Source organism: Delftia sp. CH05 (assembly GCF_009827015.1).
GTDB classification, from domain to species: domain Bacteria; phylum Pseudomonadota; class Gammaproteobacteria; order Burkholderiales; family Burkholderiaceae_C; genus Comamonas; species Comamonas tsuruhatensis.
Genome location: NZ_WUMG01000041.1, coordinates 1 through 20,872, shown reverse-complemented (window position 1 = coordinate 20,872; position 20,872 = coordinate 1). Strand labels below are relative to the sequence as shown.

General features: G+C 68.7%; 22 protein-coding genes and 1 pseudogene. 10 read left to right on the top strand and 13 right to left on the bottom strand.

Going from position 1 to position 20,872, the window contains the following annotated elements; translation table 11 throughout:
- Positions 1-65: 65 nt before the first annotated feature.
- Positions 66-1,502 carry a pyruvate kinase gene (gene pyk, locus GRX31_RS23735; protein WP_016449840.1) on the bottom strand — a complete coding sequence of 479 codons (1,437 nt, stop codon included), beginning with the start codon at positions 1,500-1,502 and terminating at the stop codon, positions 66-68.
- Between the two features lie 466 nt (positions 1,503-1,968).
- Here pyk and GRX31_RS23730 point away from each other — a divergent pair, with 466 nt between their 5' ends.
- Positions 1,969-3,240, top strand: a complete 1,272-nt coding sequence (locus tag GRX31_RS23730; protein ID WP_160855193.1) for a TIGR03118 family protein — start codon at positions 1,969-1,971, stop codon at positions 3,238-3,240.
- Positions 3,241-3,279: 39 nt separating this feature from the next.
- Here the strand turns inward: GRX31_RS23730 and GRX31_RS23725 are convergent, their stop codons facing one another.
- The 4 genes from GRX31_RS23725 to GRX31_RS23710 all read right to left on the bottom strand — a co-directional run bounded on the left by GRX31_RS23725 (position 3,280) and on the right by GRX31_RS23710 (position 6,448).
- The gene (locus GRX31_RS23725; RefSeq protein WP_016449842.1) at positions 3,280-4,098 is read right to left on the bottom strand and encodes a hypothetical protein; all 819 of its coding nucleotides are present in this window, start codon (positions 4,096-4,098) and stop codon (positions 3,280-3,282) included.
- On the bottom strand, positions 4,091-5,473 hold the full coding sequence (locus GRX31_RS23720; protein ID WP_016452064.1) for an aminopeptidase P N-terminal domain-containing protein: 1,383 nt from the start codon (positions 5,471-5,473) through the stop codon (positions 4,091-4,093). The genes GRX31_RS23725 and GRX31_RS23720 overlap by 8 nt, the downstream gene beginning before the upstream one ends.
- 101 nt (positions 5,474-5,574) lie before the next feature.
- Positions 5,575-6,105, bottom strand: coding sequence for a rhodanese family protein (locus GRX31_RS23715; RefSeq protein WP_017404647.1), 531 nt, complete (start codon positions 6,103-6,105; stop codon positions 5,575-5,577).
- 25 nt (positions 6,106-6,130) lie between these two features.
- Positions 6,131-6,448, bottom strand: a complete 318-nt coding sequence (locus GRX31_RS23710; protein ID WP_017404646.1) for an ArsR/SmtB family transcription factor — start codon at positions 6,446-6,448, stop codon at positions 6,131-6,133.
- 81 nt (positions 6,449-6,529) lie between these two features.
- On the opposite strand from GRX31_RS23710, the gene GRX31_RS23705 reads away from it, so the two are divergent.
- Positions 6,530-7,426 carry an MBL fold metallo-hydrolase gene (locus GRX31_RS23705; RefSeq protein WP_160855191.1) on the top strand — a complete coding sequence of 299 codons (897 nt, stop codon included), beginning with the start codon at positions 6,530-6,532 and terminating at the stop codon, positions 7,424-7,426.
- A 57-nt stretch (positions 7,427-7,483) separates the two neighbouring features.
- Positions 7,484-7,896: pseudogene (locus GRX31_RS23700) on the top strand (OsmC family protein).
- Positions 7,897-7,977: 81 nt separating this feature from the next.
- On the opposite strand, the gene GRX31_RS23695 reads toward GRX31_RS23700, so the two are convergent.
- Positions 7,978-8,274, bottom strand: a complete 297-nt coding sequence (locus GRX31_RS23695) for a hypothetical protein (protein ID WP_016449848.1) — start codon at positions 8,272-8,274, stop codon at positions 7,978-7,980.
- Positions 8,275-8,465: 191 nt separating this feature from the next.
- Here GRX31_RS23695 and GRX31_RS23690 point away from each other — a divergent pair, with 191 nt between their 5' ends.
- Positions 8,466-9,404, top strand: a complete 939-nt coding sequence (locus tag GRX31_RS23690) for a pirin family protein (RefSeq protein ID WP_016452068.1) — start codon at positions 8,466-8,468, stop codon at positions 9,402-9,404.
- A gap of 97 nt (positions 9,405-9,501) precedes the next feature.
- On the opposite strand, the gene GRX31_RS23685 is transcribed toward GRX31_RS23690, so the two are convergent.
- Positions 9,502-9,882 (bottom strand): HPF/RaiA family ribosome-associated protein, encoded by a 381-nt coding sequence (locus tag GRX31_RS23685; RefSeq protein ID WP_016449850.1) that lies wholly within the window; start codon positions 9,880-9,882, stop codon positions 9,502-9,504.
- Positions 9,883-10,253: 371 nt separating this feature from the next.
- Between GRX31_RS23685 and GRX31_RS23680 the strand changes: the two genes are divergently transcribed.
- Positions 10,254-11,135, top strand: a complete 882-nt coding sequence (locus GRX31_RS23680; RefSeq protein ID WP_012202849.1) for a gamma-glutamyl-gamma-aminobutyrate hydrolase family protein — start codon at positions 10,254-10,256, stop codon at positions 11,133-11,135.
- On the opposite strand, the gene GRX31_RS23675 is transcribed toward GRX31_RS23680, so the two are convergent.
- Entirely contained in the window at positions 11,037-12,056 is a 1,020-nt protein-coding gene (locus GRX31_RS23675) for a LysR family transcriptional regulator (RefSeq protein ID WP_160855187.1), read from the bottom strand. The two genes, GRX31_RS23680 and GRX31_RS23675, sit on opposite strands and share 99 nt — an antisense overlap.
- Before the next feature lie 76 nt (positions 12,057-12,132).
- Here GRX31_RS23675 and GRX31_RS23670 point away from each other — a divergent pair, with 76 nt between their 5' ends.
- Together GRX31_RS23670 and GRX31_RS23665 are read left to right on the top strand one after the other, a co-directional pair.
- Positions 12,133-12,474 (top strand): protocatechuate 4,5-dioxygenase subunit alpha, encoded by a 342-nt coding sequence (locus GRX31_RS23670; RefSeq protein ID WP_016449852.1) that lies wholly within the window; start codon positions 12,133-12,135, stop codon positions 12,472-12,474.
- A gap of 47 nt (positions 12,475-12,521) precedes the next feature.
- On the top strand, positions 12,522-13,367 hold the full coding sequence (locus GRX31_RS23665) for a class III extradiol dioxygenase family protein (protein WP_160855185.1): 846 nt from the start codon (positions 12,522-12,524) through the stop codon (positions 13,365-13,367).
- 86 nt (positions 13,368-13,453) lie between these two features.
- On the opposite strand, the gene GRX31_RS23660 is transcribed toward GRX31_RS23665, so the two are convergent.
- Both GRX31_RS23660 and GRX31_RS23655 read right to left on the bottom strand, forming a co-directional pair.
- Positions 13,454-13,924, bottom strand: a complete 471-nt coding sequence (locus GRX31_RS23660) for an FKBP-type peptidyl-prolyl cis-trans isomerase (protein WP_034399899.1) — start codon at positions 13,922-13,924, stop codon at positions 13,454-13,456.
- A 111-nt stretch (positions 13,925-14,035) separates the two neighbouring features.
- Positions 14,036-14,929 (bottom strand): LysR family transcriptional regulator, encoded by an 894-nt coding sequence (locus GRX31_RS23655; RefSeq protein WP_160855183.1) that lies wholly within the window; start codon positions 14,927-14,929, stop codon positions 14,036-14,038.
- Positions 14,930-15,029: 100 nt separating this feature from the next.
- Here GRX31_RS23655 and GRX31_RS23650 point away from each other — a divergent pair, with 100 nt between their 5' ends.
- The 3 genes from GRX31_RS23650 to GRX31_RS23640 are packed head-to-tail and all read left to right on the top strand — an operon-like array spanning position 15,030 to position 17,908.
- Positions 15,030-16,046 (top strand): Bug family tripartite tricarboxylate transporter substrate binding protein, encoded by a 1,017-nt coding sequence (locus GRX31_RS23650; RefSeq protein ID WP_160855181.1) that lies wholly within the window; start codon positions 15,030-15,032, stop codon positions 16,044-16,046.
- Between the two features lie 16 nt (positions 16,047-16,062).
- Positions 16,063-17,439, top strand: coding sequence for a lyase family protein (locus tag GRX31_RS23645; RefSeq protein ID WP_160855179.1), 1,377 nt, complete (start codon positions 16,063-16,065; stop codon positions 17,437-17,439).
- 16 nt (positions 17,440-17,455) lie between these two features.
- Positions 17,456-17,908, top strand: coding sequence for a carboxymuconolactone decarboxylase family protein (locus GRX31_RS23640; RefSeq protein WP_016449858.1), 453 nt, complete (start codon positions 17,456-17,458; stop codon positions 17,906-17,908).
- Between the two features lie 16 nt (positions 17,909-17,924).
- Here GRX31_RS23640 and GRX31_RS23635 read toward each other — a convergent pair whose 3' ends face one another.
- The 3 genes from GRX31_RS23635 to GRX31_RS23625 form a co-directional block, all read right to left on the bottom strand.
- Complete coding sequence (locus GRX31_RS23635; RefSeq protein WP_012202840.1) at positions 17,925-18,971, bottom strand: pirin family protein; 1,047 nt, start codon at positions 18,969-18,971, stop codon at positions 17,925-17,927.
- A gap of 132 nt (positions 18,972-19,103) precedes the next feature.
- On the bottom strand, positions 19,104-19,826 hold the full coding sequence (locus GRX31_RS23630; protein ID WP_160855177.1) for a glutathione S-transferase C-terminal domain-containing protein: 723 nt from the start codon (positions 19,824-19,826) through the stop codon (positions 19,104-19,106).
- Between the two features lie 237 nt (positions 19,827-20,063).
- Positions 20,064-20,513 carry a DUF1439 domain-containing protein gene (locus GRX31_RS23625; protein WP_223275342.1) on the bottom strand — a complete coding sequence of 150 codons (450 nt, stop codon included), beginning with the start codon at positions 20,511-20,513 and terminating at the stop codon, positions 20,064-20,066.
- Between the last annotated feature and the right edge of the window lie 359 nt (positions 20,514-20,872).

The window sequence follows — 20,872 nt, the reverse complement described above, 5'->3', positions numbered from 1 at the left end:
CCCGCCGCGAGGGTGTCGTCCCCCCCGCGTAGCGAGAGGGGGAAGGCGCGAAGCGCCTCAGGGGGTTAGTTCACACGACATATCTTCAGCATGTTCGTGCCGCCGGGCTGGCCCATGGGCTCGCCGCAGGTGATGGCGTAGACATCGCCGCTTTGCACGATGTTGCGCGCGCGCAGATGGCCTTCGGCCTGGTCCAGCGCGGTGTCGCGGTCGGCGCTGGTGTCCATGAGCAGGGGGCGCACGTTGCGGTACATGGCCATCTTGCGCTGCGTGGAGATCTTGGGCGTGAGCGCGTAGATGGGGATGTGGATGCGGTGGCGGCTCATCCACAGCGCGGTGGAGCCGCTGTCCGTCATGGCGACGATGGCCTTGGCGCCCAGGTGGTGGGCCGTGAACAGCGCGCCGATGGCGATCGACTGGTCGATGCGCGAGAACTGGCGGCCGGTGAACTCGGCATCGCTGTCCGGGTCTTCGGCCGCTTCCGCGGCGGCGCAGATCTTGGCCATTTCCTGCACGGTCTCCAGCGGGTACCTGCCGGCGGCGGTCTCGGCGCTGAGCATGACGGCGTCCGTGCCGTCCAGCACGGCGTTGGCCACGTCGCTGACCTCGGCGCGCGTGGGCACGGGGTTGGTGATCATGCTCTCCATCATCTGCGTGGCGGTGATCACGAACTTGTCCATGTCGCGCGCCATGCGGATCATCTTTTTTTGCAGCGCGGGCACGGCCGCGTTGCCCACTTCCACGGCCAGGTCGCCGCGCGCCACCATGATGCCGTCGGAGACATGCAGGATCTCTTCCAGGCGCGGAATGGCCTCGGCGCGCTCGATCTTGGCGATCAGGCCGGGCTTGTGGCCGTACTGGGCCGCAGCCACGTTGCACAGCTGGCGCGCCATTTCCATGTCGGTGGCGTTCTTGGGAAAGCTCACGGCCACGTAGTCGGCCTGGAAGCTCATGGCGGTCTTGATGTCCTCCATGTCCTTGGCCGTCAGCGCCGGGGCCGTCAGGCCGCCGCCCTGCTTGTTGATGCCCTTGTTGTTGGACAGTTCGCCGCCGAGCTTGACGGTGGTGTGCACCTCGTCGCCACGCACATGGTCCACGGTGAGCACGATCAGGCCGTCGTTGAGCAGCAGCACGTCGCCGGGCTTCACGTCGCGCGGCAGTTCCTTGTAGTCCAGGCCCACACCGTTGATGTCGCCGGGCTCGGTGCGCGACGCGTCGAGCACGAAGCGCGCGCCGGGCTCCAGCATGACCTTGCCTTCGGCGAACTTGCCGACGCGGATCTTGGGGCCCTGCAGGTCGGCCATGATGGCCACCTCGCGGCCTGCGCGCTGGGCCGCCTCGCGCACCATGGTGGCGCGGTCGATGTGGTCCTGCGCCTTGCCGTGGCTGAAATTCAGGCGCACCACGTTGACGCCTTCGCGCACCATCTGTTCCAGCAGTTGCGGGTCGCTGGAAGCGGGGCCCAGGGTGGCGACGATCTTGGTGGCACGGCTCACTTGCATGGAATGTCTCTCGCTCAGGGTTTGTAATCGGGTTTCAATTCTCACACGAATGCGGTTACATGAAGGCAACATTCCGGCATGCGGTGCGGGCCTGAAGACCCCGCGTCCTGAGCCTGCGCAAGGGGGCGGCCGGATGCCGTTGCCATCGCCGAACACTGCGGTGCACTGCCTTTGCCGCTATTGCTTTTGATGCTGCACGGCAGCATTCCCGGCAAAGGCGCTGTGCCATGCCGGCCTCCTGTGAAAGCAGTTTTGCCCGCCGCGTTCGCAATGCTCACCGCGCCGCAGGACACCACAGAATCAGACTGGTCCACATTGACGCGGCCCGCCCCTGCTTCCTAGCATCGCCTTCATATTCCTGTGGTCCACCCGGCCCGCAGGCCGCAGCCAGAACATACGGTTCCCCTTGGTTTCGCATGCTCAGCCAGCCCATCCACAGCTTTGCCATGCCACCAGGAAATCCACCATGCTTGACCGCAGACGCTTTGTTCTGACCACCCTGGCCTCCCCGGCGCTGACCGCCTGCGGCGCAGGTGGCGATGTTGCCGCCAACCGCTATGTCCAGACTCCCCTGCTCGCCAGCCATGCGCGCTACGGCGCGCGCTTCACGCAGCCCGGCTTCGTCAACGGCTGGGGCATCGCCATCCGCCCGGCCGGCGCGGGAGGCCATTTCTGGATTGGCGGCGGGGGCACGTCCTGGCAGTTCATCGGTGACGTGGCTCGCTCGGCCGATCACGGGATACGCGCCCTGCACCAGGACGGCCTGCGCGAAGTGGCCGTTCCGCGCTCCGATGCCCTGACCGGCGATGACAGTGCCGGCAAAGTCACCGGCGTGGTCTACAACGGTGCGCCCCTGGACTCGCAGCTGCTGCGGGTCCGGCAGCAGCCTGCCGCCGGACGACTGCTCGAGGGCTCGGCCCGCTTCGTCTTCGTGACCGACAGCGGCAGCGTCAGCGCCTGGACGGAGCGCGATGCGCAGACGGGCGCCATCGTCCGGGTGGACGGCCCTGCAGTGGAAATGTTCAATGGCGCCGACCAGGGCATGGCTTTCTTCGGGGCCGCCATCCACACGGGCCGATGGGACCGCGTGTGGATGGCCGACTTCGGCGCCCGGCCCCAGATCCGCACGCTGGACGCGCAGTGGCAACTGGTGCCCACCCAGGGCTTCGCCAACCCGTTCGCATCAGGCGCGGCAGGCGAGGCCCGGCCCGGTGATCCGGTGCCCTTCAACATCCAGGTCGTCAACGACGGCCGCCGCGACCGCGTGTTCGTGCTCTATGCGATCAGCCAGCCCGACCCGGACGATCCCCTGGCGTTCCATGCCGGCGAGGAGGATGCTCTGGACGCAGCCGCAGAAGCGGCCAGCGGCAACCAGCCTGCGCGCGGCAGGCTGGCCGAGTTCGACCTCGACGGCCGCCTGCTGCGCATGTATGAGGACGATGGACGCCTGAATGCGCCCTGGGGCGTGGCCATCGCTCCTGACGGCTTCGGCGCACTGGCGGGGCACCTGCTGGTCGGCAACTTCGGGGGAGCAGGCCGCATCTGTGCCTTCGACCTGTCCACGGGCCGCTATGTGGACGATCTGCGCGACGCGCAGCACCGCCCCGTGGCCATCCCCGGCCTGTGGGCCCTGCAGTTCGGCAACGGCGTGGCCCTGGGCGACAGCGACGCGCTCTACTTCGCCGCCGGCCCCGAGGACGAAACCGAGGGCCTGTTCGGCTCGCTGAGGCTTCTGTGACGCTTCATCCTGGCGGTGTCATTGCGCAGACGCCAGGCCTCACACCAGCCCGTGCGAGAGCAGGTAGGTGATGGCATGGGCCACCATGGCCGCCTCCAGGCCATAGCGCCAGAACAGGAAGCCGCCCACGGCGCCGTGGACGACCTCGAACAGCAGCAACTGCAGCACCAGCGCGTCCGACAGGCCGCCCCAGGTGCTCCAGGCCAGGGCCAGCTGCAGCATGCCCCACAGCAGGGCCGACAGCATGACGGACCACCAGCCCAGCGTCCATCCCGGGCGGCGGTCTGTGCGCCCGCTCAGCCGCCACAGCAGCCACATCACCAGCGTCATGCCGCCCAGCCGCATCACCAACTCGGCCGTGATGCCCGCGTACAGCATCTTGGCGCCCAGCGGCATGGCGTAGACGGGGTCGATCAGGGTCAGGTCGTCGGGCCAGGCCAGGGCCAGGGTCACCAGCCAGGCCGCGCCGACCACGCCCCCGGCCAGCCCCGGCAGCGTGAGGTAGCGCACGGCGCGCTGGGGCGAACGCCCGGCCACCCAGGTGGTCAGCAGCGGTGCGGACAGGCCCAGCCGCGGCCCCAGCCACACGCCCACGCCCACGGGCAGGGCCAGCAGCGCGGCCATCACGCCAATGCCGGTGAGCGGCGTGACCAGCGGCTCCACGGGCAGGCCCAGCATGCGCATCCAGTCGGGCAGCACGAACCAGGCCATGGCCGCCACGCCGGGCAGCCCCAGCAGCCAGAGCACCGTGAAGATGCGCCAGCTCAGCCGGGGCAGTGCGGGTGCGGCATAGGCCGATGGGGCGGGCATGAGAGTGGACACGGGGCCGGTGGTGGGCAGGCTGGCGTTGTCAGTCACGCATCAAGGCTTCTATCTCGTCGGGCTCCACGGGCACGCCGCGCGTGATCAGCTCGCAGCCGGTCTCGGTGACGATGGCATCGTCCTCGATGCGGATGCCGATGTTGTGGAACTGCTCGGGCACGCCGGCCGCAGGGCGCACGTAGATGCCCGGCTCGATGGTGGTGCACATTCCCGGACGCAGGATGCGGCTGGGGCGGTTGGTGATGGTCTCGCCCGACAGCGGGTCCTTGCGCTCGTGCGACTGGCCCAGCTCCGAAGGCTCCACATAGCTGCCGCAGTCATGCACGTCCATGCCCAGCCAGTGGCCGGTGCGGTGCATGTAGAACTGGAAGAAGGCGCGCTGCTCGATCACGTCCTGGGCATTGCCATAGACCTTTTTGTCCAGCAGGCCCAGATCCAGCATGCCCTGCGCCAGCACGGCCACGGTGGCGTCGTGCGGATCGTTGAAGCGCGCGCCGGCCCGCGTGGCCGCCACGGCAGCCTTCTGGCTTTCCAGCACCAGTTCGTAGAGAGCGCGCTGCGGGCCGGTGAAGCGGCCATCGGCGGGGAAGGTGCGCGTGATGTCGCTGGCGTAGCCGTCGAGCTCGCAGCCGGCGTCGATCAGCACCAGTTCGCCCGCGCGCACGGGGGCCTTGTCGGCCTGGTAGTGCAGCACGCAGGCATTGGCGCCGGCGGCCACGATGGAGCCGTAGGCCACGTACTGCGAGCCCTGCTGGCGGAATTCATGCAGCAGCTCGGCATCCAGGTGGTATTCACGCACTTCCTGGCCCGCGCGCAGCATGCGCGCCGAGCGCTGCATGGCGCGGATATGGGCCTGGGCGCTGATGGCGGCGGCGCGGCGCATGATGTCCTGCTCGTGGGCGTCCTTGACCAGGCGCATCTCGTCCAGCAGCGTGCACAGGTCGCCCTGCTCGGACGGGCACAGCGCGCCAAAGCGCACCCGTGCGCGCACCTGGCCCAGCCAGCCTTCCACGCGCACGGCCAGCCCTTCATGCGTGGCGAACGGATACCAGAGGCGGCCCCGGTTCTCCAGCAGGCGCGGCAGGCGCGTATCGATCTCGGCGCTGGAGAACGCCTGGCTCACGCCCAGCGTGGCCACGGCAGCCTCGGGGCCCAGGCGGATGCCGTCCCAGATTTCGCGCTCCAGGTCCTTGGGCTGGCAAAACAGCACGCTGGTGCCATCGGCGGCCAGTACCAGGCAGGCATTGGGCTCGGCAAAGCCGGTCAGGTAATAGAAATAGCTGTCGTGGCGGTACAGATAGCCGGTGTCCCGGTTGCGCTGGCGCTCGGGAGCGGTGGGAATGATGGCGATGCCGCCGGCGCCCAACTGGGCGGCCAAGCGTGCGCGGCGTTGGGCATAAACAGATGTCATGCAGCTATCGTACTGCCGTCCGGGGTTCTCCACAGTCCCCGGAACAGGGGAAGGAGGGGGGGCAGCCGGCCGGCGTCAGGTGGACTTCAGCGCAGACACCGTCACTGCCCCAGGGCGCGCCGATTCCAGGGCGCCTTCATCAGCATGCGCGCCAGTCCGCAAAAGCCGGTGGCACCAGCCACGATCAGACCGCAGCCCACGAAGGCCGAAAGCAGGTGCCACCACGGTGAAACCGTGGCACCGAGCACGGCGCCCAGCAGAGCCAGCCCGCCCGCACCCAGTTGCACCTGGCGCTGCAGCTCCAGCGGCTGGCGGCTGTCGTGCAGCACGGGCAGGCCTTCGGCCTTCCAGGCGTCCAGGCCGCCGTCGAGCACATGGCCGGCACAGCCGGGCGGCAAGGCAGCCGCCAGGGCCTGGGCGTTGAGCCGCGTGCGGTTGCCGGAACGGCAGTGAAAGACCACGGCGGCCGGCGCATCGCCCCAGGCCTGGGCGCCCAGGCGCTCCATGGGCATGCTGCGGGCGCCTGCCATGCGTTCGCGCGCATGTTCGTCGGGCGCGCGGATGTCGATGAGCCAGGCGCCTTGCGCCTGCAACTGGCGGGCGGCCTGGGCCGAGATGAGGGGAAGGGACATGGGACGACTCCTGGGGTGGGTGTTTTCAGGGACAGAAGATGCTCTTGAGTGCCGCCACCAGCTTTTGCGCATCGGGATCGGCGATGCGGTAGTACAGGGTCTGCGACTCGCGGCGGTAGGCGACCAGGCCCTCCTCGCGCATGCGCGCCAGATGCTGGGACAGGGCCGACTGGCTCAGCGGGATGCGCTCCAGCAGCCCGCCCACCGACAGCTCGCCATGCTCGATCAGCAGGCACAGCACCAGCAGGCGCCTCTCGTTGCCCACGGCGCGCAGCAGGGCGGCGGCGCGCGCCGCACCCTGCTGCAGGAAAGCCTGTTCGGAGGAGAGGATGGGTTGGTTCATGATTAAGAAAAATCTAATTTAGCAAATTCTAATATACTTGCCGGCAGGCTGCACTGGAGCCATCGACAAAGGAGTGCTTTCATGACCTCGCCGCTGCGCATCGCGCCATTCTTCGACGAAGCCACCCATACCGTGACCTACCTGGTCTGGGATGCGAACACGGGCGAGGCCGCCGCCATCGACCCCGTGCTCGACTACGACCATGCCAGCGGCCAGGCCCACACCGGCTCGGCCGATGCCGTGCTGGCCGCCGCGCAGGCCCAGGGCCTGCGCCTGCGCTGGATCCTGGAAACCCATGCGCATGCCGACCACCTCAGCGCGGCCCCGTACCTGCGCGAGCGCACAGGCGCCCCGATCGCCGTGGGCGAGCACATCCGCGAGGTGCAGCGCATCTTCCGCCCCGTCTTCAACCTGCCCGCGCCCGCCGGGGAGCCGCCTTTCGACCGACTGCTGGCAGACGGCGACAGCCTGCCCCTGGGCGGGCTGCACATCGAGGTGCTGCACACGCCCGGCCATACGCCCGCCTGCGTGTCCTACCGCATCGAGGATGCGGTCTTCGTGGGCGATACGCTGTTCATGCCCGACTACGGCACGGCGCGCGCCGACTTTCCGGGCGGCGATGCGCGCACGCTGTTCCGCTCCATCCAGCGCCTGCTGGCCCTGCCGCCCGCAACACGCCTGTTCATGTGCCATGACTACAAGGCGCCGGGCCGCGACCGCCACGCCTGGGAAACTACCGTGGCCGACCAACGTGCCGGCAACGTGCATGTGCACGCGGGCGTGGACGAGGCCAGCTTCGTGGCCATGCGCAACCGGCGCGACGCCACGCTGTCGGCGCCCGCCCTGCTGCTGCCAGCCATCCAGGTCAACATGCACGCAGGCCATTGGCCCGAGGCCGAGGCCAACGGCGTGCACTACCTCAAAATTCCGCTGCGCATGAAGCATCGGCCCCAGGCAGCGGACGCCAAGCAGGCGTAGAGTCGTCCGTTGGCTCCCCCACCCCTCTTGCGACACCCCCAGGACAAAGGACCTTCCATGATCCACAGCGCCCATGCCACCAGCACGGACACCCCCTATCGCGTCACGCTTGGCGACCCCCAAGGCCACAGCTGGCATGTGGAAGAGCCCGCGGACAAGGGCGGCGGCGACACGGCGCCCAACCCCCTGCAGCTGCTGCTCTCGGCCCTGGGCGCCTGCACCACGGTCACGCTGCAGATGTATGCGGCGCGCAAGCAGTGGAAGCTGGAGCAGGTGGATGTGCAATTGCGCCTGAACCCCGAAGGCACGCCGGCCAGCGGCAATCTGATCGAACGCCAGATCACCCTGCAAGGCGACCTGGACGACGAACAGCGCCAGCGCCTGCTGCAGGTGGCCGAGGCCTGCCCCGTGCACAAGCTGCTGGCCGGCGAAGTGCGCATCCAGACCGCGCGCTGCAGCTGCCCGCCTGAGCGAAGGACTGGCCACCATGCAAAAGGCCCTGCGGCAGGTATGCCGCAGGGCCTTCGGAGTGGACGGGGACATGGCCGGCGTCAGGCTTCGCTGACCTCGATCTCCCCCGTATCGACATAGAGTTCGAACTCCCGCTTGGCCAGCGACACGGTGATCGGCTGATCCTCCTGGGTCCAGGACAGCACATAGCTTCCGATGGCCGTGGCCACCTGCACACGGGTGCCACGCGGAATGTCTTCCAGTTGGCCATCGCCTACCCGGTGCTGCACATTGCCGGTGACCGTGGCTTCAAATTTCTCGGGGAATCGCTGGACTTCCACGGCGCTCTGGACCGCCTCTTCAGCGGCTTCGGCGTGCGTCTGTACGGATGTATTCATGGCGTTTTCTCCTGTAAGAGTGAGGCCGGCGCCCGCCAAAAGGACGGGCGCCGGGCCGTTCCTCGAATGTAAACAATGTTCCTGAGAATGCGCTGTCAGCGAACAGGCCCAATATCTGCGATCCTGGTTTGCCTGCTGCGCCGAGCTGCACGACACTGGTGGCCTCCCCCACGAACCAGGCCGATCCGCCCATGTCCGACACGTCCCCACCCAACTCCCAGCCCCAGCACCTTCCCACCCGCACCGCCGACGTGGGCGGCATTCCCATCCAGCGCGCCATTCCGCAGCGCGCCCTGCGCAAGGTCGGTGCCTGGTGCTTTCTCGACCACGCCGGCCCCGCCGATCCCGCGCCGCCCGGCATGCAGGTCGGCCCGCATCCCCATATCGGCCTGCAGACCTTCACCTGGATGATCCGCGGCGAAGTGCTGCACCGCGACAGCCTGGGCAACACCCAGATCATCCGGCCCGGACAGGTCAATCTGATGACGGCAGGCCACGGCATCGCCCATTCCGAGGAAAGCCAGACGCCCTCGCACATCCACGCCGCCCAGCTGTGGATTGCGCTGCCCGAATCGCACCGCAACGGTCCGCCCCGCTTCCAGCACTACCCCGAGCTGCCCAGGACCACGGTGGGAGACTTCACGGCCACGGTGCTGGCCGGCGAGGCGCTGGGCCTGACGTCGCCCGCCGAGGTGCACACGCCCCTGATGAGCGTGGACCTGCATGCGGACAGCGCACGCAGCGCCAATGCCGTCGCCACGTTGCCGCTGCGCGCCGATTTCGAGCATGCCGTGCTCAGCCTGGAAGGCGACGTGCGCGTGAATGGCCAGCCGCTGCCGGTAGAGGAATTGCTCTACCTGCCCCTGGGCACGCCCTCGGTCGCCATCGAAGCGGCGCCCGGCAGCCGCCTGCTGGTCATTGGCGGCGAGCCCATGGATGAAGCCATCTTGCTGTGGTGGAACTTCGTGGCGCGCACGGGAGAGGAAATCGCCGAGGCCCGCGCGCAGTGGGAGGCCGAGACCCGGCAGCCCGCCACTGCGGCGCGCCGCTTCGGACCGCCGCTGGCTTCGCCCCTGGCGCCGCTGCATGCGCCTTCGCTGGACGGCGTGGTGCTGCGCGCCTCGCGCTGAAACGCGCCGTACCGCAGTCTTCGCGGCGATCGCCGCCCCAGCAAAAAGGCGCCCCGAAAGGGGCGCCTTGCCGTTGATGTTGCGGGAGTTTCGAGGGTCAGGCCGGGCTGGCCGCATCCACCTCGGTGCCATCTTCCACGCCGCGCACGCTCTCGCGGCCATGCTTGTCCTTGAGCTTGCCCAGATCGGTTTCCACCGCCCGCTTCAGCTTATCGATGGCGGCATTGAAGGCGTCCTTGACCTTCTCGGCCTCGGCGTTCACGGCGATCGGCGGGCGTCCATTGGCCCGGGTCTCCAGAACGCAGCGCTTGCCGGGAGCCCCCGAGGTCTTGAGCGCATCGACACCCGTGAGGAACACCTCCACGCGCACCACATAGTCCTTCAATCTCGCCAGCTTGGCGTTGATTTCTTCCTGCGCCCATTGCGCCAAGGACTCGCCACCCTGGATCGAATCGTCGGCATGAACCTGAACTTGCATGCATATCCTCCTAGTCGCCAAAAGCCGCACCACCGGCGCGGCGGGGTTGTCGGGGCCATTGATGAACTGGCGAAACCATCGTAACGCCATGCGGGCTGCCTGCACAGCAAGTCGCACCCTGCGTCGTCAGGTTTTTCGCACTGCAGCATCCGCAGTCCCCACCCTGCCTACAGGCTACACCCAGAGGGGCGACGCCGGGTTCAGCGCGCTGAAGAAGCTTGAGATGCCTCAAGACAACTCTTGCATTCACCTACACCTATTTGCGGTGATGGCCCTGCGCCGGTCGCGGGCGTTCAACCCCTTCCTACAGGTCGCAGGCACGATTGGGCTTACAACGTGACCATCAGGACTTTCCCCTTGCCCACCACCCCATGAGCCCACTTGCCTCACGCCGCCTCAAGATCGGCCTTTCGGCCTGTTTCTCCCATGCGGACCCGCAGCGTCCGCTTTTCACGGGCAAGACGCTGCAGTACGTGGAGCAATCGATAGCGCACTGGATCATGTCGGCCGGCGCCATGGTGGTGATGGTGCCCTGCCCCACAGGCGAGACCGCACGTGGCGACGTGACGCTGGAGCACTATGCCGAGTGGCTGGATGGGGTGGTCATGCATGGCGGCGCCGACGTCTGGCCCGGCAGCTATGGCGAGGAACCCATGCGCCCCGAATGGCTGGGCGACCGCGTGCGCGACCTCTACGACCTGGCCGTGGTTGAGGCGTTTTCCCAGGCCGGCAAGCCCATCTTCGGCGTCTGCCGCGGTCTGCAGCTGATCAACGTGGCCTTCGGCGGAACGCTCTACCAGGACATCGAGACCCAGGTGCCCGGCTCGCAGCTGCACCGCAATCCCACGGAGTACGACCGCCACTACCACGACATCGCCATCGTGCCCGGCAGCCGGCTGGAGGCGCTGTATCCCACGCTGGACCGCGCACGCGTCAACAGCATCCACCACCAGGGCATCAAGGACGTGGCGCCTGAGTTCGATGTGGAGGCCTGGAGCCTGCCCGACCGCATCCCCGAGGCCATCTTCCGCAAGCCCGGCACGCTCAAGAGCTACATCGCGGCCACGCAGTGGCACCCCGAATTCCAGTTCCGCAACCCGGACACCAGCACGCTGGATGACAGCGTGCTGCTGCGCGACTTCCTGGCCGCCTGCTCACGCGCCCGCGTGAGCCCGGCCGTGAGCCACAGCCCCTTCCAGATCCGCAACCGCGCCGCGCGCCTGCTGCGCCGCGCCTTGCTTCGCAGGCATTGACGGCCCGGCGCCGCCAAGCGCCTGCGCCACCACCTGCTGCAACTGCCCACGCAGCCACGCATGGGCGGGATCGGCCTGGTGGCGCGCGTGCCAGATCATGAACATGGGCAGCGGCGGGCAGTCCACGGGCACCGCAACGCTGGCCAGCGATGACAGGGCCGTGCAGCCCAGCAGCGACGGCGCCGTCGCAAGCAGCGGCGTGCCGCGCACGAAGGCGGCCAGCGCCGCAAAGCCCGGCACGCGCACGGCAAAGCGGCGCTCCAGCCCGCGCGCCTGCAGTTGCAGGTCCAGGTCCAGCGCCTGTCGGTCGGCATAGGCCACGGTGGCGTGGTCGGCCTGCAGATAGTCGGCCAGGCTGGCCGGCGGCTGTCGCACGGCGCTGTCATAGAAGACGGCGTACTCATCGCTGAACAGGCGCTTTTGCACGATGTCCGTGGCATCGGGCGGGCGCGGGCTGATGGCCAGCAGGCAGGCGTCCGAGCGCAGCAGTTCGGCATCGGGCGCGCCGCTGTCGATCACGCGCAGCACCGTCCGGGGCGCGGCTGAGCGCAGGCGCCGGACCAGTGCGGGCAGCAGCAGCTCGCGCTGCAGGTCGTTGGCGGCAATGGTGATCTCGGCACGCCAGTGCACGGGGTCAAAGCTGGGCCCCTGGCCGAACTGCTGCATCTGCAGCAGCAGCTCGCGCGCAGGGTCCTGCAGCGCCAGTGCATGGGCCGTGGGCGCAATGCCCCGCCCCTGCCGCACGAACAATCGGTCGCCCGTGATGGCGCGCAGCTTGTCCAGCAGATGGCTGACGGCCGATTGCGTCACGCCCAGGCGCTGCGCCGCCGCCGTGACGCTGCCGGTCTCCAGCACGGCCAGCAGCAGTTGCAGCAGCCTGCCATCGAGCTGCGATCCATCGATTTGTCTCATGCATTCCATGATTGGCCGCCGCTTTATCTTTGGCAACGCGGGCCGGACACTGCCGCTGATCCAACGCAAATACCGGAGACAAAACATGGCCGATCAGCCGCAGATTCCCGGCACCACCCTGTTCGACGGCAGGCAGGCCCGCAAGGGCTATGCGCTCAACAGCATGTGCTTTTCCTTCAACGAGCTGGCCAACCGCCAGGCCTTCCTGGCCGACGAAGAGGCCTATATGCGCAGCTACGGGCTGAACCAGGAGCAGGCCGAGGCCGTGCGCGCGCGCAACGTGCTGCAGATGATCGCGGCCGGCGGCAACGCTTACTACCTGGCCAAGCTGGCCGGCATCTTCCACCTGGACATGCAGGACATAGGCGCCCAGCAGACCGGCATGACCAAGGCCGAATTCCAGGCCCTGCTGCGCTCGCACGCCTGAGCCCCGCCGCAGCCCACACGCAAGAGACAGCACAGGAGACACCCACCATGGCACATCTCATCGGCGGCCTCGGCACCTCGCACATTCCCGCCATCGGCAACGCCATCCACAAGGGCCTGCAGAACGAGCCGTACTGGAAGCCCTTCTTCGACGGCTTTCCGCCCATCCGCGAATGGCTGGTCGCCCAGCGCCCCAACGTGGTGGTGGTGTTCTACAACGACCACGGCCTGAACTTCTTCCTCGACAAGATGCCCACCTTCGCCGTGGGCGCGGCCGAGCGCTACTGCAACGCCGACGAAGGCTGGGGCATTCCCACGCTGGCACCGCTGCGCGGCCACACGGAGCTGTCATGGCACCTGATCGAGTCCCTGGTGGGCGAGGATTTCGACGTGGTCAGCTGCCAGGAGATGCTGGTGGACCACGCCTGCACGCTGCCGCTCAAGCTGTTCTGGCCCGAGGGCGACTGCCCGGTGGCCGTCGTGCCGGTGTGCATCAACACCGTGCAGTTCCCGCTGCCCTCGGCGCGCCGCTGCCATGCGCTGGGCCAGGCCGTGGGCCGGGCCATTGCGCGCTGGAACAGCGACCAGCGCGTGGCCGTCATTGCCTCAGGAGGCCTGTCGCACCAGCTCGATGGCGAGCGCGCGGGCTTCATCAACAAGGCCTTCGACCTGCAGTTCCTTGAAAGCATGGCCACCAATCCCGAATGGGCCACGCAGTTCAGCGTGCATGAACTGGTGGAAAAGACCGGCACCCAGGGCGTGGAACTGCTGATGTGGCTGGCCATGCGCGGCGCCCTGTCAAGCGCCGCGCCCGGCGTGCGGCGCGTGCACGGCAACTACCACATACCGATCTCCAACACCGCCACGGCGCTGCTGGCGCTGGAGGCGGTCTAGTCGGAAAACACAAAGGCCGCCGGGCATGCCGGGCGGCCTTTGGCTTTGCGGGGCCGTGCGGACCGGGTGTATCCCGGCCCCGCCTCTCAATGGTGGTGGCCGTGGCCGCCGTGCACGTGGCGGTGCTCGATTTCCTCGGGCTTGGCCGCGCGCACTTCGGTGACCTTGCAGGCAAAGTGCAGCGCCATGCCGGCCAGCGGATGGTTGCCGTCCAGCAGCACCACGGGGCCCTTGATCTTGACCACGTGGTAGATCTGGGGCTGGCCCTGGTCATCCGTGCCGCGCAGCTGGCCGCCGACCTTCACGCCGGGCGGGAACTCGCCCTTGGGAATGGTGCGCGTCAGGCTCTCGTCGCGCGCGCCGAAGGCGTCTTCCACGGCCAGATCCACGGTCAGCGTGTCGCCCACGGCCTTGCCGTCCAGGGCGGCTTCCACCTTGGCGAAGATGTTGTCGTAGCCGCCGTGCAGATAGGCCACGTCGCCCTTGTCGAGCAGTTTGCCCAGCTTGTCGGTGATCTTGTAGTTGATGGTGACGGCGGTGTCTTTGGTGATGTTCATGGCAAAGGCCTTGGAAAACCGCAGCGCAAAAGGCGCGCCGCGCAAAGCCGCCATTGTCGGCGACCTGGGGCATTCCAGCGTCGGGACCGGGGGTTCACCGGCTGCCCAGCCTCAGCCCAGGCACTCGCGCGCGCATTCGAGCAGGCTGCGCGCCCAGCGCGCGCGGGCCGAGGTGTTCAGCCACAGCAGGCCGACCTTGCGCGCATCGGCAGGCCGGGGGCCCTCGCCGCCGGCCTGATCGGGCAGCGCCAGCACCCGCACGTCGCGGCCCTGGGAGAGCACGGGGCCGATGTCGGGCACCAGGCCCACGCCCAGCCCCTGGTCCACCATCATGGCCACCGCCAGCACCGAGTTCAGCTCCATGCGCTCCAGCGGCGCAATGCCCTGGGAGCGCAGATAGCGGTCGGCCAGCCGGCCACCGGCCAGGGAGCGGTCGTAGCGCACCAGGGGCCGGGTGCGCAGCAGGGCCAGCGGGTCCTGCTGCGCGTCGCGAGCGCGGCACAGCACGACCAATGGCTCCTGGCGCAGCTCGGCCCAGCACACGGTCTTGGGCAGGTCGAACGAGGGTTGCAGGCAGATCAGCACGTCCAGCTCGGACTGGACCAGGGCCGTGTACAGCTCGGGCGTGAGGCCGGCGCGCACGCTGATGCGCACCTCGGCGTGGCGCGCCACGAAGGCCCGCATCACGGCGGGCACAAAGCCGTGCAGCGCCGTGTTCACGGTGCCCAGCCGCAGCTCGCCGCCGTCCGCGTCCGAGGCCACCCATTCGCGCAAGCCCTCGAAGTCCTGCAGCAGCTGGCGGCCGCGCTCGAGCAGCCGCTCGCCCGCCTCGGTGGCGCGCACGCTGCGGCCATGGCGCACCAGCAGCGGCGCACCCAGCTCGCCCTCCAGCACGCGCATTTGCTGGGCAATGGCCGAGGGGCTCAGATCCAGCTGGCGAGCAGCTTCGGACATGGAGCCGGTGTCCACCACTCTCAAGAAATTGTGTATGTATCTCACGTCCATTTCACACATTTTCTTGAATCACAACGCAGATGCAACTGCTGTTTTCCCAGGCTGCGCTGCACCACACTGCGTGACAACGACTATTTCAGGAGACAGACGCATGGATTCCCGGCCCACCTCTCAAACCGCTCAAGCCTCTCAGACCTCTTTGCCGCGCCGGATGTGGCTGTCCACCGCCGCCGCCGCGCTGGCCGCCTGTGCGCTGCCGGCCTGGGCCCAGAAGCGCGGCAGCCGCCTGGTGGTGCCGTTTGCGCCGGGCGGCGGCAACGATGTGTTCGCGCGGCAGATGGCGCATGGCCTCAACGAGTCCTTCGGCTACGGGATGATCGTGGAGAACAAGGCCGGCGCGGGCGGCAACCTGGGCACGGAAGCCGTGGTGCGCGCGGCCGGCGACGGCGGCACCTGGCTGCTGGGCCATACGGGCACGGTGTCCATCAATCCCTCGCTGTACCCGGGCCTCAAGTTCAATGCGGCCACCGATCTGCAGCCGGTGGCCATGTTCGCCTCGTCGGCCCTGCTGCTGGTGGTGCCGGCTTCCTCGCCCGTGCGCAGCGTGGCCGACCTGGCCGAGCAGATGCGCAAGCGCAGCGGCGAGATGAACTACGCCTCCAGCGGCTCGGGCACGGGCGGCCACCTGACGGGCGAGATGTTCGCCCACGCGCTGGGCGCCAAGGCCATCCATGTGCCGTACAAGGGCACGGCCCCATCGCTGACCGACCTGGTGGGCGGCAATGTGGACTTCAGCTTTGGCGTGATTCCCGCGGCCATGGCCCTGGTGAAGGCCGGCAAGCTGCGCGCCCTGGCCGTGACCGGCGCCAAACGCCAGCCCCAGCTGCCCGACGTGCCCACGGTGGCCGAGTCCGGCGTGCGTGCGCTGGCCGACTTCGAGAGCTCGCTGACCTACGGCATCCTCGCGCCCAGGGGCACGCCCGCCGAGACGGTGCGCGCGCTGGGGCGCGACGTCCTCAAGGTGGCGTCTTCCGAATCCTTCCAGTCGCGCCTGGGCATCGAGGGCGCCGTGCCGCTGCTGGGCGATGGCGCGCAGTACGCGGCCCGCATCCAGGTGGAGAGCGCCAAGTGGGCCGCCGTGATCAAGGCCTCGGGCGCCACGGCCTGAGACCGGCAAGGACAGCATGTCATTGGTGAAGGACTATCTGGGCCCGGCCGACAGCGGCCACTGGTTTGCGGACGCGCGCTGGCTGGACGCGCTGCTGCGCTTCGAGAGCGCGCTGGCCCAGGCCCAGGCCGACTGCGGCCTGGTGCCGCGCCCGGCCGCCGAGGCCATTGCGCGCGCCTGCGCGCAGGCGCCGCTCACGTGCGAAGGCGTGGTGGAGCAGGCACGCGCCAGCGGCGCGCTGGGCCTGGCCGTGGTGCGGCCGCTGCAGCAGTGGCTGCAGGCCCACGCCCCGGAAGGCCTGCCCTGGCTGCACTGGGGCGCGACCACGCAGGACGCCGTGGACACGGCGCAGGCCCTGCTCACGCAGCAGGCCCTGCAGGCGCTGCTGGCCGAGCTGGGCGGGCTGCAGTCCGCGCTGCAGGCCCTGGCCCGCACGCACGCGGCCACGCCCATGCTGGCGCGCAGCCTGCTGCAGCCCGCGCAGATCACCAGCTTCGGCTTCAAGTGCGCGCAGTCGGCAGCCGCCGTGGGGCGCAGCATCGAACAGTTTGAAAGGCTTGCCACCGCTGCGCTGTGCGTGCAATTGGGCGGCGCCGTGGGCAATGGCGCCGTGCTGGGAAGCCACCGTGCCGAGGTGGAGCAGGCACTGGCCCGGCGCCTGGGCCTGTCGGCCTGCGGCCGCAGCTGGCATACCCAGCGCGACGACTGGATGCGCCTGGCCATGGAGGCCGCCGTATGCGGCGGCAGCCTGGCCAAGCTGGCCAAGGACTGGTCGCTGATGGCGCAGTACGAGGTGGGCGAGGTCAGCGAGGCGCCGCGCGGCAGCACCTCCAGCGCCATGCCGCACAAGCGCAATCCCGTGCACCTGATGCAGGCGGTGGCACAGGCCCAGGCCGTGCCCCCGCTCGCGGCCCTGCTGCTGGGCTGCATGGCCCAGGCCCATGAGCGCGCGCTGGGCGAGTGGCAGGCCGAGGTCGCGCACTGGCCCGACCTGTGGCGCCATGTGCATGGCGCCGCCGCCGCATTGCGCCAGGCCGCGCAGTCGCTGCAGGTGCATCCGCAGCGCATGCTGGGCCATGTGCGGGGCCTGCACGGACTGGTGTTTTCAGAGGCCTGCGTGCACGCCATGGCGCCCTGGACAGGCAAGCCCGAGGCCCTGGCCGCCGTGGAGCTGCTGGCCCCGCAGGCGCTGGAGCAGGGGCGCGAGCTGCGCCTGCTGCTGGCCGAATGGGCCGCGCCCCGGCTGGACGCAGCGGCCCTGCAGGCGCTGCAAGATGCGCTGGCCCGGGCCTGCGACCCGGTACGCGCCGTGCAGGCATCGCATGATGCGTGCCTGACGCTGCTGGCAGCGCCGCAGACCCACGCCAACGCCTATGCCCATTCCCATGCTTGACACAGGAACCCCCGCCATGACCGAATCTTCCGCCGACGCCCTGCAGCGCGGCCTTGCCAACCGCCGCCGCGTGCTGGGCGATGAATGGGTGGACCAATCCGTGGCGCGCGCCAACGAACTGAATGTGGAGTTCCAGCGCATGATCACGGCCTATGCCTGGGACGGCATCTGGAGCCGCCCCGGCCTGGAGCGCCGCACGCGCCGCATCATGGTGCTGGCCATCACGGCCTCCATGGGCCGCTGGGAAGAGTTCGAGCTGCACATCCGCACCGGCCTGCTGGCCGACCCGGCCGATGCCGAGGCCGCGCCGCTGGACCTGGACACCATCCGCGAAGTGCTGCTGCAGACCGCCGTCTATGCCGGCGTGCCCGCAGGCAACACCGGCATGGCCATCACGCTGAAGATCCTCAAGGAGCTGGGGCGCACGCCCGCGCCGGCCAGCTTTCATCCACCCTCAGACACGGCCTGACGCGGCCTGACCGGACTCAGGCGGCCGGCGGCTGTTCCTCGGCCGCAGCGCCCGGGTAGCGCGCAAAGCGCCGGTTCTCTGCGCCATGCACCGGGTCCTGCTCGGCCCAGGGCCACCCGCCGAACTGGGTGCGCCGGTAGTCCTGCATGGCCTGCATGATTTCCTGCTGCGTGTTCATCACGAAGGGGCCGTACTGCGCCACGCTCTCGCCAATGGGGCGGCCTTGCAGCACCAGGCATTCCACGGCGTCGGCGCCGCTGTTGTGCAGCTCCCAGTCCTGCGTGGCATCCACATGCAGGGCCGCATGCTGGGCCAGCGCCGTGGGCCCGACCTGCAGTGCCTGGCCCGCAAAGAAATACAGCATGCGCTGCGTGTCCGCGCCGGCTGCGCGCGGCAGCGTCCAGCGTGCGCCGGGCTCCAGGCGCAGCGTCCAGATGGCCACGTCGCCCTCGGGTTGCGAGGCCCAGGATTCGGGCGGCGGCGGCAGGGCGGCCGCCGTGCCGGGCAGGCTGCCTGCGACCACGGTGACCACGGTCCTGCGGCCTGCGGCGTCTGCGTGCTCCAGGCGCGGGATGCGCTCATTCCAGAACATGGTGAAATGCGGCTCCACCATCTTGGAGCGCGCAGGCAGGTTCAGCCAGATCTGGAACAGCTCCAGCGGATTGGGCGCGTCGCTGTTGAGCAGCGGGAACATCTCCGAATGCTGGATTCCCTTGCCGGCCGTGAGCCACTGCACGTCGCCGCCGCCAAAGCGCGCGGCCGCGCCCAGCGAATCGGAATGGTCGATCAGGCCCTTGCGCACCAGGGTCACGGTCTCGAAGCCGCGGTGCGGATGGCCGGGAAAGCCCGGCACGCCATCGCCGTGGTACATGGAAAAGCCGTCCTTGCGGCTGAAGTCGCTGCCCATCTGGCGGCCCTCCAGGTCCACGGCCTGCACGCCCAGTCGGCCATCGCTGGGCGGATAGGCATCGTCATGGTGGGCACAGAACAGGAAGGGGTCCATGGTGGGCCACAGCGGGCCCAGCGGCTGGCTCTGGAGGACGGGGGTGGTGGCTGCGGTCATCGTGGCTCCTGTGAGGCTGCGCCCGCAAGAAAAAAGGGGGCGCTGCATTCTCGGACAGATGCGGCCCCCGCGCCCGTTTTGAAAGCCACCATGGCTGGGACAGTGCGACCCAGGAATGCAACGCCCGCCGGGTCAGTTGCGCGGCGGCGTCACCAGGCCCTTTTGCACGGCCGGGCGCGCCACGAAGGCGGCCAGCACGCGCTGCAGCTCGGGAAAGCGCTCCCAGCCCAGCAGTTCGGCCGCGTTGTAGCCCTGCTCCACCACCATGTTGCGCACCCAGGGCCACAGGGCGATGTCGGCAATGGTGAATTGCTCACCCATCACCCAGGCGCGGCCTGCGAGGCGGCGCTCCAGCACACCCAGCAGGCGCACGGACTCGTTCACGTAGCGGTCGCGCGGGCGCTTGTCCTCGAAGTCCTTGCCCGCGAATTTGTGGAAGAACCCCAGCTGGCCGAACATGGGGCCGACGCCACCCATCTGGAACATCAGCCACTGCAGCGTTTCATAGCGCGCGGCCGGGCCGGCGGGCAGCAGCGGGCTGCCGGACTTCTCGGCCAGGTAGACCAGGATGGCGCCCGACTCGAACAGCGCCAGCGGCTTTCCGCCCGGACCCTGCGGGTCCAGGATGGCCGGGATCTTGTTGTTGGGAAAGGTGTCCACGAACTCGGGCGAGAGCTGGTCATTGCTCTCGAAGCCCACGCGGTGCGCCTCATACGGCAGGCCCATCTCCTCCAGAGCGATCGACACCTTGACGCCGTTGGGCGTGGGCAGGGAATACAGCTGGATGCGGTCCGGCTGCATGGCCGGCCACTTGCGCGTGACGGAAAAGGCGGAAAGCGGATTCTGTGGAGTCATGGGGCACCTTGAAGGCTGGACGGGTTCGCCAAGAAATCGATGGCCGCTGCATCGTAGCGTTCGGCGCCCAGCCATGCTTGGCACGCCAAATAACGGCGGACCCGGCCCTGCCGCCGGGTCATGACAACCCACGCAGATTGCATGGCCAGTCTCCCCGCTCGCCGCCATGCACCGGCTACCGAGGCGCTCGGATGGAGGCGCACGGCTGAACCGAGCACCGCCCGCCCGGCGCAGCTCTCAGCGCGGCGCGACGGGCTTCTGGACCAGGGCCACGCTCAGGCCGTCCGGCGTCACCGTGATGGCGCCGGGCTCCATGTTCAGAGAGTCCATCAGGGCCAGGTCCTTGTCCTGCAGCTGGTAGAGCACGAGCTGGCCCAGCGCCTGCTCGGCCAGGGCGCTGGCGTAGGTGGTGATCATGTCGCTCATGGCGGGGGCCAGGTCGTTGATGACCAGGCTGTTGACCTTGATCTGGTGGGCGCGCAGCGTGCGGTCCGTGGGCTCGTAGCGCAGCGCGAAGTCCAGGTTCAGATGGCCGCCATAGGCTTGCTTGAGCACGGGTCCCGACAGATCGGCCTGCAACACCGCATTGAGCGCGTTGCGCTCGGGCAGCAATCCCAGCACCGGCGAATGCAGCTTGAGCTGCAGCATGCCGGCCACGGGGAATTGCCGTGGAAAGCGCTGGGCCACCACCTCCTGCAGCCTTTGCCGCGAAATCGAGACATTTCCAGGCCCGGACTTTCCCGAACATCCGGTCGCAGCCAGGCTGCAGCCCGCGGCCAGGACCATCAACAAAAAGCGGCGATTCATCACGACAGCACAAGCCCCAGAAAGCCCGACACGAAACCCTGAAGCGCCATGCATGCCATACGCATGGCGCTATGTTTTTTGAGATCGGCATTGTCCCGCCAGGGGCTATTCCCTGTCCCTGCAGTGGGTGTTGCCCGGCACCTGCGCGAAGGCGCTTCACAGCGAGTGCCCATCGGACATAGGCAGTACCGCCACCCGTACGGAAACATCACCCAATCCTTCTGGCCGGCGCTCCCGCC